18 protein-coding genes are annotated in these 15658 nt (G+C 72.7%); 10 read left to right on the top strand and 8 right to left on the bottom strand.

Annotation, left to right across the window (positions count from 1 at the left end; all coding sequences use genetic code 11):
- Positions 1-5: 5 nt before the first annotated feature.
- The 3 genes from ACWIF2_RS29950 to ACWIF2_RS29960 are packed head-to-tail and all read left to right on the top strand — an operon-like array spanning position 6 to position 1071.
- Positions 6-191: a hypothetical protein gene (locus ACWIF2_RS29950; RefSeq protein ID WP_382484642.1), complete on the top strand. Its 186-nt coding sequence runs from the start codon at positions 6-8 to the stop codon at positions 189-191.
- A gap of 56 nt (positions 192-247) precedes the next feature.
- The gene (locus ACWIF2_RS29955) at positions 248-829 is read left to right on the top strand and encodes an EamA family transporter (protein ID WP_454363929.1); all 582 of its coding nucleotides are present in this window, start codon (positions 248-250) and stop codon (positions 827-829) included.
- Positions 751-1071: an EamA family transporter gene (locus ACWIF2_RS29960; RefSeq protein WP_454363930.1), complete on the top strand. Its 321-nt coding sequence runs from the start codon at positions 751-753 to the stop codon at positions 1069-1071. The genes ACWIF2_RS29955 and ACWIF2_RS29960 overlap by 79 nt, the downstream gene beginning before the upstream one ends.
- A gap of 38 nt (positions 1072-1109) precedes the next feature.
- Here ACWIF2_RS29960 and ACWIF2_RS29965 read toward each other — a convergent pair whose 3' ends face one another.
- Positions 1110-2447 carry a S1 family peptidase gene (locus ACWIF2_RS29965; protein ID WP_454363931.1) on the bottom strand — a complete coding sequence of 446 codons (1338 nt, stop codon included), beginning with the start codon at positions 2445-2447 and terminating at the stop codon, positions 1110-1112.
- Positions 2448-2544: 97 nt separating this feature from the next.
- The gene (locus tag ACWIF2_RS29970) at positions 2545-3579 is read right to left on the bottom strand and encodes a hypothetical protein (RefSeq protein WP_454363932.1); all 1035 of its coding nucleotides are present in this window, start codon (positions 3577-3579) and stop codon (positions 2545-2547) included.
- Between the two features lie 24 nt (positions 3580-3603).
- Between ACWIF2_RS29970 and ACWIF2_RS29975 the strand changes: the two genes are divergently transcribed.
- From ACWIF2_RS29975 to ACWIF2_RS29985, 3 genes are all read left to right on the top strand, one after another.
- Positions 3604-4782, top strand: a complete 1179-nt coding sequence (locus ACWIF2_RS29975) for a MalY/PatB family protein (RefSeq protein ID WP_454363933.1) — start codon at positions 3604-3606, stop codon at positions 4780-4782.
- A 57-nt stretch (positions 4783-4839) separates the two neighbouring features.
- Positions 4840-5226 (top strand): PPOX class F420-dependent oxidoreductase, encoded by a 387-nt coding sequence (locus ACWIF2_RS29980; protein WP_454363934.1) that lies wholly within the window; start codon positions 4840-4842, stop codon positions 5224-5226.
- Between the two features lie 69 nt (positions 5227-5295).
- Positions 5296-6657, top strand: a complete 1362-nt coding sequence (locus tag ACWIF2_RS29985; RefSeq protein WP_454363935.1) for a Gfo/Idh/MocA family protein — start codon at positions 5296-5298, stop codon at positions 6655-6657.
- A 31-nt stretch (positions 6658-6688) separates the two neighbouring features.
- Here ACWIF2_RS29985 and ACWIF2_RS29990 read toward each other — a convergent pair whose 3' ends face one another.
- The gene (locus ACWIF2_RS29990; protein ID WP_454363936.1) at positions 6689-7099 is read right to left on the bottom strand and encodes a Zn-ribbon domain-containing OB-fold protein; all 411 of its coding nucleotides are present in this window, start codon (positions 7097-7099) and stop codon (positions 6689-6691) included.
- 137 nt (positions 7100-7236) lie between these two features.
- Entirely contained in the window at positions 7237-7920 is a 684-nt protein-coding gene (locus ACWIF2_RS29995; RefSeq protein WP_454363945.1) for a TetR family transcriptional regulator, read from the bottom strand.
- 201 nt (positions 7921-8121) lie between these two features.
- Between ACWIF2_RS29995 and ACWIF2_RS30000 the strand changes: the two genes are divergently transcribed.
- Complete coding sequence (locus ACWIF2_RS30000; protein ID WP_454363937.1) at positions 8122-8832, top strand: peptidoglycan-binding domain-containing protein; 711 nt, start codon at positions 8122-8124, stop codon at positions 8830-8832.
- A gap of 591 nt (positions 8833-9423) precedes the next feature.
- Entirely contained in the window at positions 9424-9903 is a 480-nt protein-coding gene (locus ACWIF2_RS30005) for a flavin reductase family protein (RefSeq protein WP_454363938.1), read from the top strand.
- A 249-nt stretch (positions 9904-10152) separates the two neighbouring features.
- Here the strand turns inward: ACWIF2_RS30005 and ACWIF2_RS30010 are convergent, their stop codons facing one another.
- From ACWIF2_RS30010 to ACWIF2_RS30025, 4 genes are all read right to left on the bottom strand, one after another.
- Entirely contained in the window at positions 10153-12549 is a 2397-nt protein-coding gene (locus ACWIF2_RS30010; protein ID WP_454363939.1) for a SpoIIE family protein phosphatase, read from the bottom strand.
- Positions 12550-12654: 105 nt separating this feature from the next.
- Positions 12655-13221, bottom strand: coding sequence for an antibiotic biosynthesis monooxygenase (locus ACWIF2_RS30015; protein WP_454363940.1), 567 nt, complete (start codon positions 13219-13221; stop codon positions 12655-12657).
- Between the two features lie 49 nt (positions 13222-13270).
- Positions 13271-13651, bottom strand: a complete 381-nt coding sequence (locus ACWIF2_RS30020) for a hypothetical protein (protein WP_454363941.1) — start codon at positions 13649-13651, stop codon at positions 13271-13273.
- A gap of 285 nt (positions 13652-13936) precedes the next feature.
- Positions 13937-14854 carry a MurR/RpiR family transcriptional regulator gene (locus ACWIF2_RS30025; RefSeq protein ID WP_382484612.1) on the bottom strand — a complete coding sequence of 306 codons (918 nt, stop codon included), beginning with the start codon at positions 14852-14854 and terminating at the stop codon, positions 13937-13939.
- A 157-nt stretch (positions 14855-15011) separates the two neighbouring features.
- Here ACWIF2_RS30025 and ACWIF2_RS30030 point away from each other — a divergent pair, with 157 nt between their 5' ends.
- Both ACWIF2_RS30030 and ACWIF2_RS30035 read left to right on the top strand, forming a co-directional pair.
- Positions 15012-15173, top strand: coding sequence for a hypothetical protein (locus tag ACWIF2_RS30030; protein WP_454363942.1), 162 nt, complete (start codon positions 15012-15014; stop codon positions 15171-15173).
- A gap of 53 nt (positions 15174-15226) precedes the next feature.
- Positions 15227-15628 (top strand): DUF3662 domain-containing protein, encoded by a 402-nt coding sequence (locus tag ACWIF2_RS30035; protein WP_454363943.1) that lies wholly within the window; start codon positions 15227-15229, stop codon positions 15626-15628.
- Positions 15629-15658: the final 30 nt, after the last annotated feature.

Consider the following 15658-nt stretch of genomic DNA (forward strand, 5'->3'; position numbering starts at 1 on the left):
GCCGTATGCTTCACAGCATGTCCACCACTGTTGAATCCTCTTCCGAGCGATCGGCTGACGAGGTCAACGAGGAGATCCGGGCCCTGTGGCGCCGGTCGGGCGGGACACTGAGCGTCGAGCAGCGTGAGGAGTACCAGCGGCTCGTCCTGGAGTGGGCCGCCGCGGCTCCGCAGTCCGTGCCGGCGGCCTGAGCGTCAGCCAGGTCCGCTGACGCATCGGACCCTCGTCCCGGGGCACCCCTGATCCAATGGTTGCCCTTCTCGCACTTACCTCGGCCGTCTGCTACGGCATCGTCGACTTCGCCGGCGGCCTGCTGTCCCGGCACATCCACCACGCCGCCGTCACCTTCTTCGGCCAGCTGGGCGGGCTGTTGCTCGCCTGCGCCGCCGCGCTCCTCATGCCCGCCGAGGCCGTCCACACGGCCGACCTGCTGTGGGGCGCGCTGTCCGGCGTCGGCAGCGGCTTCGCCATGCGGTTCCTCAACCGTGGGCTGAGCCGCGGTGCGATGACGGTCGTGGTGCCCGTGAGCGCCGTCACCGGCGTCGCACTGTCGGTGCTGTGCGGGGTGCTCGTCCTCGGCGACCGTCCGGGCACCCTGGCCTGGATCGGCATCGCCGTGACGGTGCCCTCGCTGTGTTCGTGTCCGGGGGCAGGGCCGGTGCGGGGAAGGGAACGGCGGACGGACTGCTCGCCAGCGCGGGCGTGGCCGTACAGTACCTCGCCCTCGGCCAGGCCGGTCCGGGAAGCGGGTTGTGGCCCGTCGCCGCGGGCCGTGTCGCCGCCGTCCTCGTCCTGCTGCCGGACGCCGCTCGCCACGCCCGCCGGCTGAGGCTGCCGCCGGTCCGCCGCGTCCAGGCCCTCGCCATCGGCGCCGGCGCGGCACTCGGCCTCGTGCTGTATCTGCTCGCCGCCCAGCGGCAGTTGCTGGCCGTCGCCGTCGTCCTCGCCTCCCTCTACCCGGCCCTGCCCGTCGTCCTCGGTCTCGCGCTCCTGCACGAGCGGATCAGTCGCCGTCAGGCGGCGGGCCTGCTGGGGGCGGGAGCCGCGACCGTGCTGCTCACACTCGGCTGAAGGAGGCACCCGCCGACGCCCGCTCCCACGGTCCGGCCTCATCCCCAAGTGGCCGAGTAGTACTGCCGGTACGCCTTGCGGTCCTGCTCCGAGCGGATCCAGCGGGTCGCCACCAGAGCGAGGAGACTGCCCGCGATGACCAGCAGCCCGGGGCCGACGTTGCGCGGGTCGGTGAGCCGGGTCAGCAGGCTCGACACGTCCTCGCCCGTCACCGGCGCCGACGAGCCGGGCGAAGCGGCACCCGAGGCCGACGGCGCCGGTGCGGTGCCCCCGGCCTGCTTGGCCACGATCAGCTTGACTCCCAGCTCGGTCAGCGCCTTGGTCACCGGCTGGAAGAACGTCGTACCGCCCGCCGCGCAGTCCCCGCTGCCGCCCGAGGTCACGCCGAGCGCGATGCCGTCGGCGAACATCGGGCCACCGCTGTCGCCCGGTTCGGCGCACACATTCGTCTCGATCAGCCCGGTGACCGTGCCCTCGGGGTAGTTGACCGTCGCGTTCAGCGCGGTCACCTCGCCCTCGCGCAGACCGCTGGTGCTGCCGCTGCGGAAGATCTTCTCCCCGACCTCGGCATCGGCCACACCCGTGATCCGCACGCCCTCGTCCTCGCCGACCGCCACGACCTCCGCGCCCTTGCCGGCCTTGCCGCTGTCGTACTTCACCAGGGAGTAGTCGTCGCCGGGAAAGCTCCCCTTCAGCGAGGTGCCGACCTGATCGCGCCCCCGGTCGTCGGAGAACCAGACGGAACCGTCGGGTCCGCAGTGTCCCGCGGTGAGGATGTAGTCGGTCGTCCCGTCGGTCACGTTGAAGCCCGCCGAACAGCGCCCGGCGGTCGACAGGATCGGCTCCGCGCCGTTGATCCGCGTCGTGAACGTGCCCTCGGTGCGCTCCATGCGCACGAAGCCGCCGATGCTCTCCGCGACCTCGGTCAGCCGGGACCAGTCGGCGGAGGAGACCGTTCTGTCGCCGCGTACCACCACCTGGTTGTTCTGGTAGTCCAGGGACCACGAGGTCCCCGACACCCGCGGCGCCGAACGCAGCGTCGACGTGGCGGACTTGAGGGCGCTCATGCTGTGGTCCACCATCTTCGCCCGCGCACCGGCGCGCTCGACCTCGGCGGCCGCCTTCTCGTCGGTGACGGCGACGACCGGCCGCCCGGACGAGTCGACCCAACTGCCCGCCGTGCGCGAGGTCCCGAGCCGGGACACCAGGTCGGTGCCCATGCCCGTCCCGGGCTTCGCCGAGTAGGGGACGCCGACGGACGCGTCGGGGGGCTCGCTCGCCACAGCGCTGGTGACCATCGTTCCTCCGAGGAGGAGTCCGCCGACGGCCGCCAGCTGTGTCACTCGCCGGACGACCCGTCGTCGTGCGTGCCTCATGCATGGCTCCCGAACCCGAACATCGCGGTGCGAACACCGCGGGGCCCTCCTGGAGTTGAGCGCCCTGTTCTTCATACGGAGCGGAGCCGTGCCGTGTTCAGTGCGCGCGTGATCTCTTCACCGCCGGGCCGGAGACCGGAGCGGCCGGGGCGGCGAGCAGGGCGAGGCTGCGGGTGTCTCCCCACACCGAGGCCGGATCGACGTAGGGCCGCAGCAGGGCGGTGAGCGCGGGGTCCCCGCGTCCGTTCAGCTCGTCGGAGGCGATCTTGCGGGCGATCCCGGCCAGGAAGTCCGCCACCTGCACCCGCGCGTCCTCGCGCGCGACGACGAGCCGCAGCCCGGCCAGGCCGACCCCCGCCCGCCGGGCCGCCTCCTCGATCCACGCGATGCGGTCGGGCGTCAGCATGTTCTGCCGGTCGTGCACCAGACGCACCTCCCGCCCGCCGCCGCTCCACAGCGCGGCCGTCCGCACGATCGCCGGGAGCAGCGGGTTGAGCACCGGAATCAGGGGCGGTCCGTCCAGGAAGTCCGCCCGATAGGACACCGCGCGGGCCCGGGTCGACCCGAGCCGGGCCAGGATCCGCCCCGCGTCGGTTCGCGGACGCGCCTGGCGCAGGGCGTCGACCGTGTCGTAGAACCCTTCGACAGGGGCGCCCGGTTCTCCGTTGTTGCGGACCCGCAGCAACTGGTTGGCCGCCTCCAGGAACGCACGCCAGCCCTCTTCCCCGAAGGTCCTGCGTCCCTCGCGGAACAGGACGACGGCCGCGGCCGGGTCGCCCAGCAGCAGGCAGACCGCCCGGTCCACCACGAAGAACGTCTTCTCCATCAGATGCACCCGGGCCTGCCCGTGCATCGGCCCCTCCGGCACCAGCAGCCACTCCAGCACCGCGCGGTGCTTCTCCCGCAACAGGTGGTTCGCCTTGTACTCCTCCGCGGGCGAACGGATCCGGTCCCGGATCTCCCGTACGGCCGCCGCGGCCGCCGCCACCGACAGCGAGACACTGGCGTGCGCGAACACGTCCGTGTTCCCGCCGGTGAGGTTCTCGCCGTCCGACCCCGACTCGTCGCAGGCGATCTCCAGGAACCGGCCCGCCGGCCCTCCCCGCACCCCGTCCGCAAGATTCCCGCTCACCGCACAGCCCCCTATCGTGTGCCCATGACCAGGATCCCGCACGAGACGTCCGGTGAACCGAATCCTCTGCGAGCCCTCACTCTCGACCGCCTCCGCCGCCGCACGAGCATGAAGTGGCGTACCTACCCCGAGGACGTGCTGCCCCTGTGGGTGGCCGAGATGGACGTGCCGCTCGCCGAGCCCGTCGTGCGGGCCGTCACCGACGCCCTCGACCTGGGGGACACCGGCTACCCCGCCGGCACCGCCTACGCCGAGGCGCTGGCCGCCTTCGCCGAGAAGCGGTGGAACTGGGACGGGCTCGCCGTGGAGCGCACCGCGATCGTGCCGGACGTCATGCTGGGCGTCGTCGAGATGCTGAAACTGGTCACCGGGAACGGGGGCGCGGTGGTCGTGAACCCGCCGGTGTACCCGCCGTTCTACCAGTTCATCGCGCACATGGACCGGCGCGTGGTGGAGGCCCCGCTCGGGCCCGACGGGCGTATCGACCCCGTTGTCCTGGAGGAGTCCTTCCGGCAGGCCGTCGCGTCCGGGAGCCGGGCCGCCTACCTGCTGTGCAGCCCCCACAACCCGACCGGTGTCGTCCACACGGCGGAGGAACTGTCCGCCGTCGCCGCGCTCGCCGAGCGCCATGGCGTACGGGTCGTCGCCGACGAGATCCACGCGCCGCTCGTCGTCGGCGGCACGGACTTCGTGCCGTACCTGAGCGTGCCGGGCGCCGAGCGCGGCCTGTCGCTGATGTCGTCCTCCAAGGCCTGGAACCTCGCCGGGCTCAAGGCCGCCCTGGCGATCGCCGGGCCCGGGGCCGTTGCCGACCTGGCGCGGATGCCCGAGGAGGTCGGGCACGGCCCGAGCCATGTCGGCATCATCGCCCACACCGCCGCCCTGCGCGACGGCGTCGCCTGGCTGGACGCCCTGCTGACCGGCCTCGACAGCAACCGGCGGCTGCTCGCGGACCTGCTGGCCGAGCATCTGCCCCCGATCCGCTACCGCCCGGGCGACGCCACCTACCTCGCCTGGCTCGACTGCCGCGCGCTCGGCCTCGGCGACGACCCGGCGGACGTCTTCCTGCACCGCGGCCGCGTGGCCCTCAACTCCGGCCTCCCCTTCGGCACCGGCGGCGCCGGGCACGTCCGCCTCAACCTGGCGGCCTCGCCCGAAGTGATCACGGAGGCGGTACGGAGAATGACCGCCGCGCTGCGCTGACCGGACCCCTGGAGCCCCGGGGCGCGCCGCGCAGGTCACGCTCGTACACTGCCCGCCATGGACGACAGTGCGCTGGACGAACTGGGCGCGGGCAAGTACCTGCTGATCACCAGCTACCGCAGGAACGGTACGCCGGTCGCCACCCCCGTCTGGGTGGTACGCGACGGGGATGCGCTCGGCGCCTGGACGCCCGCCGACTCCTGGAAGGTGAAGCGGATCCGCAACCGCGCCGACGTCCTGGCCGGCCCCTGCGACCTGCGCGGCAACCCCACGGGTGAGCAGCTGCCCGCGAGGGCGGAGATCTGCGACGCCGCCACCACCGCCCGCTACCGGCAGCTGATCGCCCGCAAGTACGGCCTCACGGGCCGGCTCACCCTGCTCGGCAGCCGGCTGCGCCGGGGCCTGGACGGAACCGTGGGCATCCGCGTGACCCTCACTCGCTGACCAGAGCCTCAGCAAGCGCTTTCGACGCAGAGGGAGTGGACCGCCCGTCCCCGGGAAAGGCCACCTGTCATGAGCCGAACTCCCGTCCTGCGCGCAGCCGTCGTCGGCACCGGCCACCGGGCCCAGTTGTTCACCCGGGGCCTCGCCGAACGCCCCGGCCACCTCGTGGCCGCTCTCTGCGACCTCAGCCCCACCCGGATGGCCTTCCACAACCGCCTGCTGACCGAGGCCGGCGCCCCCGCCGCGACCCCCTGGGAGCCCGACCGCTTCACCGCCCTGCTCGCCGAGGAGGACATCGACGAGGTTGTCGTCACCACCGTCGACGCCGAACACGACCGCTACATCGTCCCGGCCCTGAAGGCGGGCTGCCGGGTCGTCACCGAGAAGCCGATGACCGTCGACGCCGAGCGCTGCGCCCGCATCCTCGACACCGTCCGCGAGACCGGCAACTCCCTGACCGTCGCCTTCAACTACCGCTTCAACCCGGTGCACGAGAAGGTCCGCGCCCTGCTCGCCGAGGGCGCGATCGGCGAGGTGCTCTCGGTCCACTTCGAGTGGCTGCTCGACGTACGGCACGGCGCCGACTACTTCCGCCGCTGGCACCGCGAGAAACACAACAGCGGGGGCCTGATGGTGCACAAGTCCTCGCACCACTTCGACCTGGTGAACTGGTGGCTCGCCGACGAGCCCCGGGAGGCCTTCGGGTACGGGCGGCTCGGCTTCTACGGCCGTACGGCGGGGGAGCGGCACGGGCTGCGCCGGGAGTACGACCGGGCCCACGGCGCCGACCGGGCCGCCGACGACCCTTTCGCCCTGGACCTCGCCGCCAACGGCACCCTGCGCGCCCTCTACCTGGACGCCGAGCGGGACGACGGATACCTGCGCGACCGGAACGTCTTCGACGGGCCGATCAGCATCGAGGACGACATGTCCGTCCTCGTGCGCTACTCGCGCGGCGCGACGATGACGTACCACCTGACCGCCTACTCCCCGTGGGAGGGCTACCGGGTGATGTTCAACGGCAGCGCGGGCCGGCTGGAACTGGAGGTCGAGGAGAGCCGCTGGCAGCCGGCCCTCACCCGGGTCACGTCGACCGCGGGCGCCCTGCACGGGGACACGGCGGCCGAGCACGCGGGCGGTGCCCGCCTCACGCTGCGCCCGCTGTGGCAGCCCCCGGTGGACGTGCCGCTCGCGGTCGCCCACGAGGCCCACGGCGGCGGCGATCCGCGCATGCTCGACGCGCTGTTCGGTCCCGCCGACCCCACCCGCCCGGCCGACACCGCGGTGGCGGACCATCCGACGGCCACCGAACGCGACGGAGCGCTGGCGCTGGCGGTCGGTCTGGCGGCCAACCGGAGCTTCGAGACGGGACGGCCGGTGCGCACCGGCGAACTGTTCGCGGGCCGGAGGGACGCCCTCGTCGAGGACTGAGGTGCCGTCAGGACCGCCGGCCGGCGAACGGTCAGCTCCAGGCCCGGTACGGCTCGTCCAGCAGCTGGAAGACCGGCTCGCCCCGCACCGGGTCCTTTGCGGTGGACAGCCGCACCCGGTCCCCGCTGTGGATGCCGATCGGCGGGCCCATCACCCGGCCGCGCACGACGAACCCCTCGGCCATCTCGATCATGGACACATTGCGCGCCGCGGGCGTGTTGCGGTGCACCACCGTGGAGTGGCGCACCGTGCCCGCGCCCTCGCTGCGTTCCGTCCGCAGGTCGCTGCCCCGGCAGACCGGACACAGCAGGCGGTGGAACATGGCGGTGCCGCACCAGGTGCAGCGCTGGAAGAGGATGGCGTCCGTGTCCTGGCCCCTCGGGTCGAGGAGGCCCGTGGAGCCGGCTGTCTGCTGAGTCACGCTTCCTGAGTGGTGGTACACGCTGGTCAACTCCCTGCACTCGGGCGGAATCCCGGGTGCGCGGTCACCCGCGCACAGGCGTGCCCGGTTCGCCGTGCCACCGTGCACGCAGCACAGAGTATGGCACTCAGTGCCACTCGTAAAGGCACTCCGTACCCTCAAATGTGCAGACCTTCGGGCCGCCCCAGCGTCGACTCGATCTCCTGCACCACCCGCCACAGAGGCGCTCCGCGCCGCGAGACGACCACCACCACGTCCTCCGGCTGCGGTTCCGCCACGGGCGCCGGCGTGCCGCCGAACGCCGACTGCACGTACGCCAGCGCGTGGTCCACCGTGGCGCTCGCCTCGTCCTGTCCGTCCGAACGCAGCCAGGAGCGCAGGGCGTTGTTGTGCGCCGCGACCACCGCCGCGGCGATGACGTCGGCCTGCAGGGTCCCGTCCCGGCGGGCCGCGAAACGGCGGCGCAGATACTCGGCGAGGGCACGCTCGTAGCGCCACACCACCGACAGTTCGTAGGCGCGCAGCCCGGGGACCTGCTTGGTCAGGCGGTAGCGCTGCACGGAGAACGTCGGGTTCTCGGCGTACATCCGCAGCACGAGCCGGGCCGCGTCGCAGACCCGTCGCACGGGCTCCTCGTCGTCGGAGCTCTCCGCCAGGAAGGCCGTCATGTCGGCCAGGCATCGCTCGTGGTCCGGGAAGACCACGTCCTCCTTGGAAGGGAAGTAGCGGAAGAACGAGCGCCGTCCGACGCCGGCGAGCGCCACGATGTCGTCGACGGTGGTCTGCTCGTAACCCCGCTCGAGGAACAGTTGGAAGGCCGCCGCCACCAGGGCGTCCCGCATGGGCGGCTTTCCGTTCCCGAGGTCGGCTTTCTCGGAGCTCATGGGCTGGAACGTAGCACCCGAAAGGCCGCGCATGGCACTCAGTGCAGTCGCGGGGAGGAACTGAGTGCTCTCTGAACTCCTGGCGCGGCAGCCGCGTATCTAGCGGCGGAACGGTCCTCGAAGACGGGCGCGTGCGAGCCCGGACGGAAGGAGTGCAACGTGTCGACACCGTCCGAGCCCCGGCAGCCGCACGACGGCCCGGCCCTCGAACCCATCCGCGTCCTGCGGCCCCGGCGCACCGACGCGCTGGCGGAACTGATGCGGGAGTACCGAGAACAGACCGCCGCCGAATCCTCCGCATCCGGGGGCCCTGATTCCGGCGGCTACGAATCCGTCGCTCTGCCGGGGCCGCCGCCAGGCTCCGAGGCCCTGACGCAGGAAATCCCGCCGGTCCCTCGCGCCCGCGGTGACCGCCCTGCCGTACGCGCCGGATCCGGACTGCGCCGCGCCGCCGTCGCGGTGGCGGTCGTCGCGGCGGCCGTGATCGGTTTCGGCGGTGCGCTTCTGCTCCGCGGCGGCGAGAAGACCGAGGACAGTGCGGCCCCCGCGCCCCGCCCGACCGCGTCCGCCCCCACCCCCACCCCCACGCCCACACCCACCCCACCCGCCGCGGCTCCGGCCGACCCCGACGGCCCCGGCACTCTCCGCGAGGGAGCCAGCGGCCCCGAGGTGACCGAACTCCAGGAACGCCTCCTGCGCATCCCGGACGTCTACCGCGACGGCTCCACCAGCGGCAGCTACGACCCCACCCTGACCGCGGCCGTCGCCCGCTTCCAACTCTGGTACGGCATCCGCGGCGACGAAACAGGCGTCTACGGCAACGACACCCGCACGGCCCTGGAATCCCGCACACCTCCGAACACGAGCTGACGGGCATCGCCGGGCGGGGCGGCGGGCAGCCCGGATGCCACGCCGGTTGCCCCGGCCGCCCACCGCGTGGCATCGCCCGGCGGTTGGGCCGCGTCCTGGACGGAACTGGGGGCGGGTGGCCGGTCGGCCGCTCGCCTCGGCCTGGTGGTCTGGCGACCCGTCGGAGCGCAGCCCGGCACTGCGGGTCGGTCGCACCGCTCGTCGGATGGCGCCAGCTGCTCAGTGGCGTCGTCCCCGGGCGGCCCTGTCATCGGTTGCTCGTGTGGCCGGGGGCGCTGCCTGTGAGATGGTCCGTCGGCGTGGGTCCGCTCGCCGGCTGGCGTCTTCCGCGTCGTCATCCGCACCGTGGCTCACCGGGCGGCACCTGCCCACCCGGTCGGCAGCATCGCCCGGCTACCCAACAGTCGGCAGTGCGCCGGCCTCGCGGCGTCATCGGGTCCGGAGGGCGTTGCTCGTGCGGCCGAGTCGGCCGGCAGGTGGCATCGGCCCTCGCGGCGGCACCGTGTCGCGGGATGGCACCCCCACCCCCGGCATGGTGAGGTGATGCCGAGGGGCGTCGGTCGGCGTGGTGGAGGAGTGAGTGGTGTGGGCATGGACGCGTTCGTCGGGCGGCTGGATCCCGACATGTGCGTGGTCACGGCCGTGGCGGGAGGTGAACGGGCGGGCTGTCTGGTCGGGTTCGCCTCGCAGTGCTCGATCCGGCCCGTGCGGTTCGTGGTGTGGCTGTCCGAGCTCAACCACACCTTCCGGGTGGCCCGGAACGCCGACGTGCTGGCCGTGCATCTGCTCGACCGTGAACAGCGGGCCCTCGCCGAGCTGTTCGGCGGGCGGACCGGCGACCGGACGGACAAGTTCGAGGGGCTGCCGTTGCGGGAGGGCTACGGTGGGGCGGTCGTACTGGAGGACGTGCCGGCCTGGTTCGTCGGCCGGATCGTGACGCGGGTCGGCGGCGGAGACCACATCGGCTTCGTTCTCGACCCGGTCGAACAGGGCGGACGGGAGACGTACGACGGGCCCCTGCTGCGCCTGTCCGACGCCCACACCATCGCGCCCGGTCACCCGGTCGACTGATCCGGCGCCCCTCATATCGAACACCGGGCAACAGCTGGGAAAAGGAACGGGACGGCGGGGCCGGCGGGCCGCACCCTGGCCCGGGGCGACGAGTACAGGCGCCTCGTCCGCCGCGAACCGAAGGCCACGCCCATGAACGGCTCCCGCATACCGGGCCTGGTACTGCCCACCCTGTTCCTGCTGGCCCTGCTCGTCGGCCTGTGGTGGTACTGGCGACACCGCGGTGACTGAGCCGGGCCGCCACACGCCCTACCGCTCCCGCACCCTCGGAACCCGGACGTCCACGACGCACACATCGTCCCGCCGCTCGTCCGGCAGCATCCGCGCGAGCAACGGCCCGAGCGACCCGGGACCGTCGGTGTGCGGAGCCGCCACCGCCTCGGCGAGCCGCTCCAGCCCCCGGTCGATGCTCTCCGGGGGGTGCTCGACCAGACCGTCGGTGAAGAGGATGAGCCGGTCGCCCGGTTCGAGGCGGCACTCCGCCTCTTCGTAGACCGGCGTGGCGGACGCCCCGAGCAGCATGCCGCGGGGCCGGCGCAGATACCGCGCCTCGCCGTCCCGCAGCAGCAGGGGCGGGGGATGCCCGGCCTGGGCCCAGACCAGGCGCCGCTGCCGGGGGTGGTAGCGGGCCAGCACCATCGTGGCCGTCGCATGGGAGTCGCGGGAGTGCAGCAGCAGCGTGTTCAGCCGGGCGAGCGCGCCGGTCAGCGACGAGCCGGTGATGACCATGCCCTTCGCGGTGAAGCGGAGCTGCGCCATCGTGGCGACGGCACCGACGCCGTGCCCGGCGACATCGCCGACGACCAGCAGCGCGCCGTCGTCGGGCAGCTCCACGGCGCTGAACCAGTCGCCGCCGACGTGCACACCCGACTGGGCGGGCAGATAGGCGACCTCGACGCGCAGTCCCGCCAGTTGCACCGGCCGGTTGGCCATCGGCAGCAACGCGTGCTGAAGCCGGGACGCCAGAGTCCGCTCGGTCCGCAGCACGTCGTTCTGCGTGAGGATCGCCTGCTCGCTCTCGACCAGGGCCAGCTCCGCCCGCCGCCGGGCGGTCAAGTCCTGCACGACACCGTGCACTTCGACGGGCGTGCCGTGCATGTCGGCCACGGTCTCGGCCACCAGGCGCAGATGCCGGATGACGCCGGACGTCCTGATGCGGAACGGCAGGTCGAACGCCCGCCCGTCCTGGACGAGGGCCCGCACGGCACGGGTCAGCGCGGGCGCGTCCTCGGGCAGCGCGAGCTCCGGAAGACCGGCGAGACCCACCGGGCCCTCCGCGGGGTCCCGGCCGAAGATGGCGAACACCTGGGACGACCAGGAGGCCTCCAGCGTGGCCAGGTTCCAGTTGGCCCAGCCGAGGTTGCCCAGCCGCTGGAGATCCGCCAGCCGCTGTTCCTGCCGGTCGGAGGAGCCGTGCCGAACCCAGCTGACGACCAGCGCGTCGCCCAGCAGCGCCACCCGCGCCGTGTAGGTGGAGAGCGCGGCGATGCCCGCCAGGACCTCCTCGTGCGCGAACGGCTCGCTCTCGTAGGGCTCCCCGGTGGTCAGCGTGTGCACGCAGCCCCACCACAGCGGTTCGCCCGCCAGGGCGGGCCGGAACTCCAGCAGCCGCCGCCCGGCCAGCTCGTCGCCGGGACGGCCCAGCAGGTCGCCCGCCTGAGCGGTCGCCGCCTCCACCCGGAAGTCCTCAGTCTCACCCGACGCGGCGCTCAGCGGGGTGAGCAGCATCGCCGCGAGCGGCAACGCGTCGAACAGTTCCTGCACCGCGTCCGTGGCGGCGTCGGCGGTCCGCTCCGGCGGTGCGTCGAAGGCACGCAGCCGCCCGGCGCACAGTCCGGTGACGCCCCGCAGATGAGCGCGGTCGCGGGGCGTGAACGACCCGGCTCGGCCGCGCAGCACGCCGAGACAGACCTCGGCCGAGCCGGCCGTGAACACCGGCAGCCAGGCACGGGACCGCCACCGCTCGGGAGGCTCCCCGATCAGCAGGTACCGCCGGGCGTCCGAGGCGAAGTCCTCCAGCCAGCGCGGCTCGCCCGCCCGCAGCGCGTCCAGCGCCGCGATCCCGCTCAGCGGCGGCACCTGGCTCCACTGGGCGGCCAGCTGGTCCTCGATGCCGGCGTGTCCGATCAGTTCGAGGCCGCCGTCGGGCCTGCGGGCGTAGAGCATGATCGCGTCCGCCGCCATGTCCGGCGCGAGATGCTCCAGCAGACACCGTGCGAGGTCGTGCGGTGTCGTCACCCGAACGAGGGCCTGGCCGATCCGGGCCAGGGCGGCTGCGACGTCGTCCGGCGTGGCCGTCTCCGCCAGGGGTGCGGCCCCGGGACCTGGGGTGCCGGTGCCGACGGGAGCGGTGGCCGCGCCCGGGGCGGGCGCGGCCGGCGCCAGGCTCCCGAGCGTGATCCAGCACTCCTCCAGCAGGGTGTGACGTGCCGCCTTGGCCCGCTGGAGCAGCTGTTCGCCGGCGGCGTCCGCGGAACAGCCGGTCAGCGCCATCTCCGCGCCCGTGGCCCGCTCCACGACAGCGGACATCGCCGCCTGGTCGCGCAGCCGGTCCAGCTCGGCGCGCTGCCGGGCGACGATCTTGGTCAGTTCGACCAGGTCCGGTGCGACACCGGGCTGCGCCGGCGTCACAGGCTCGCTCGTCACGCCTTGAGCATGGCACACCCGGGCTCGTTCGAAGACTCACTTGTGCGCACGGAACGCCCGCGGATCCGCCGCCTCCCGCCCGTCAGGTCCGGCTCCCCGCGCTGGTCAGTGGCCGTCGCGCGGATACAGCCACAGCCGCAGCAGCCGGCTGAGCCGCGGCATCACCAGATAGGTCAGCACCGGCAGCAGCACCAGGGGGAACACGGCGGCCCGCAGCGGCAGCGGCCAGCCGGTGGTCTGCGGCGTCACCAGCCACTGGATGAGCAGCGTGAACGGATAGGCGCCGAGGAACGTCGTGAGGACCATCTTCCACCGGGGCGGGGCCTGCACGGTGGTGCCCGGCAGGCTGAACCATGTCTCCATCCCGGTGGTCGACTGGCGCTCGCTGCTGACCTCCGTGGCGATGTCCTCGATCTTCCGGTGCCAGTGCGCCCGCTCCTCGGACTCCAGCCAGGCGGCGAGCCGGTGCTGGTCGGACCAGCGCAGCACCGCGTGGAAGCGGTGGCCGTCCTCCGGCGTCAGCCAGGAGACGCCCTCGTTGCCCGGGAACTGCCTGGCGCAGCGGGAGATGCCACGCGTCCACTCCTCGAACTCCTGCTCATGGCCGGGGCGCACCTGCCAGGTCAGGACCGTGGTCACCGGCTCCGCGCGCCGGGCTTCGGTGGTGCTCATTCCCTCACGTGTGCCACGCACGGCTCGGGTCATGCCCCGGGGCCCGGGATCACGGCTGGCGGTTGGCCTCCACCAGCGCCCGGGTGACCGCCCGGACGCTGCGCGCGATGTGCTGCAACTGCATGACCTCGGCCGCGTACAGCTTGATCGTGTGCTCGATGACGCCCTCGTGCAGGCCGAGACCCGGCAGGTCGGCGCGGGCGGTCTGCAGGGCGGTGCGGGCCACCCGGATCTCCTGCTGGACCTGGATCTGGGCGTGCCGGGCGAGGAGGACGGGGTGGCGGATGAACACGGGGTAGCCGGCGTAGCGCGTGGGCACCAGCTCGCGCAGCCACTTGGCCGCCGAGCGCTCCCAGTCGTAGCTCCCGGGGGTCTTGACCTGGCAGGGCCAGTCCGGGCTGATGCGCGTGGTCGTCAGGGGCATGATCATCGCTTCCGGGTGTGCGGCGTCGTGAGGGTGGACGACGGGTCGGGGCGGCCCCGGCCTAGGGGATGGCCAGGGCCGCCACGGACACCCGGGACGCCGGAGTGGGTAGGCCTCGGCCTCCTCGGGTGCGGACCGGATCCGGAAGGGCCGGGTCGCGATCCGTGAGCAGTATTTATATATGCCATCCGGTTTGCAAGGAGCATGAAAACATTCATGCGCGCTTTGTTGTGGATGATCCCTTTGTCTGGTCCAGTGCCTGGTCCGGGGGCGGTCGCGGCCGGCCGTTCCTCAGTCCCGGAGGAAGAAATGGTGCTGGTCGGCGACCTGTTCGTACTCCTCCAGCCGGGCCTGCGTCCGCTCCGGGTCCGCGTCCGTCATGGCCTGCAGCAGCGCCGAGCACATGACGCCCGGGGCCGCGTAGGAGTCGAAGACCAGACGTGATCCGGTGCCGGTGGCGAAGGCGACGTCGGCCTCGTCCGCGAGCGGCCCGAGCGCCAGGTCGGTGATCAGGGCGACCTTGAGCCCGGCGCCCCGTGCCACCCGCACGGCCGTCAGGGTCTCCTGCGCGTGCCGGGGCATGGAGAACGCCAGCACCCAGGTGCCGCCCGCCTCACGCGACTGCAGCAGCGCGTCGTAGGCGACACTGCCGCCCCGGGTCACGAGCCTGACGTCCGGGTGGATCCGCCGGGCGGCGTAGGCGAAGTACTCGGCGAGCGAGACGGAGATGCGCAGGCCGAGGACCGTCAGCGGGGTCGACGACGACAGCTTGCGGCCGATGTCGATCACCAGGTTCGGATCGGCGAGGTCCCGCCGCAGGTTCTCCAGGTTCTCTATTTCGGCGTCGACCGCCGCCTGCAGTTCGTTGCCCCGGATCTCCTCGGCCGGGCCGCCCGCGAGGGTGCCGAGCGCGATCGACTGGAGCTTCTCCCGCAGCGCCGGATACCCGCTGAAGCCGACCGCCGAGGCGAACCGCGTCACCGAGGGCTGGCTCACGCCGACCCGGTCGGCCAGATCCGTGATCGACAGGAACGCCGCCTCGGTGATGTGCTCGATCAGATACTGGGCGATGCGCCGCTGGCCCGGGGACAGCCGGGGGCGGTCGAAGAGCGTGCGCAACTGGGAGGACGGGGAGACCTCCGCTTCGGGTGCGGCCTTCCCCGAGGTGATCGCGGATGCCTGGGCGCGTGCCTGCTGCGGCGATGGCACCGGTGTGCCTCCTTCGTCTCCCACGAACGTTCAACATAGCTCACGCACCGAGGTGACCAGGGCTTCCTCGGACAGCACATGAGGTGCCCGGCGCGGGGATACCCGGACGCCGGGCGGGAACCCGCCGCCACAGATCATCCCGAGAGGAGCCACCGTCATGACCGTCCCCGAGGAGAACCGGCCGAAGACGAAGACCACGGACGAGATCCTGGAGCACCAGGACGATCCCCGGTCCCGGCCGCCGGGCGCCACCGGCCGCACGCTCCGCGAGGCCCTGGAGGAGGCCGAGGTACGGCCCGACGACTTCGACGAGCAGTAGCCGGCCCCCCTCTGCCCCGACCGACCCGACGACGTTCCGGCAGGTGACACCGTATGGGCGCGCTGAGTGCGCTGGAAGAAACCCTGGAGAACCGATTCGACGCCCTGTGGGCCCGGGTCCGCGACAAGGACCCGGTCGAGGTCGTCGACGCCCTGCGACGCGAGTGCGACGACAACACCGTGGTGTGCCGGGAGGGCCGTGTCATGGTCCCCAACGCCTACGACGTGGAACTCGTCGACGACATCCACGACCGCCTGGCAAGCCACAGCACCCATGTGTGCCAGGCCCTCACCGAGGCCCTGGCCCGCCACGCGGAACGCAAGGGCTACGAGTTCGCGGGCCCGCTCGCGGTCCACGTCGCCAGGTGCCCCGAGGTCCCCAACGGCCGCTACCACGTGGCGAGTCGAGTCATGGAGCATGTGAGCGTGGACGGCTTCTTCCACGCGGCCCATTGAGAAGCGCTCAACGGCGATAGATCGTGATCC

It is taken from the genome of Streptomyces sp. NPDC055506, assembly GCF_053643595.1.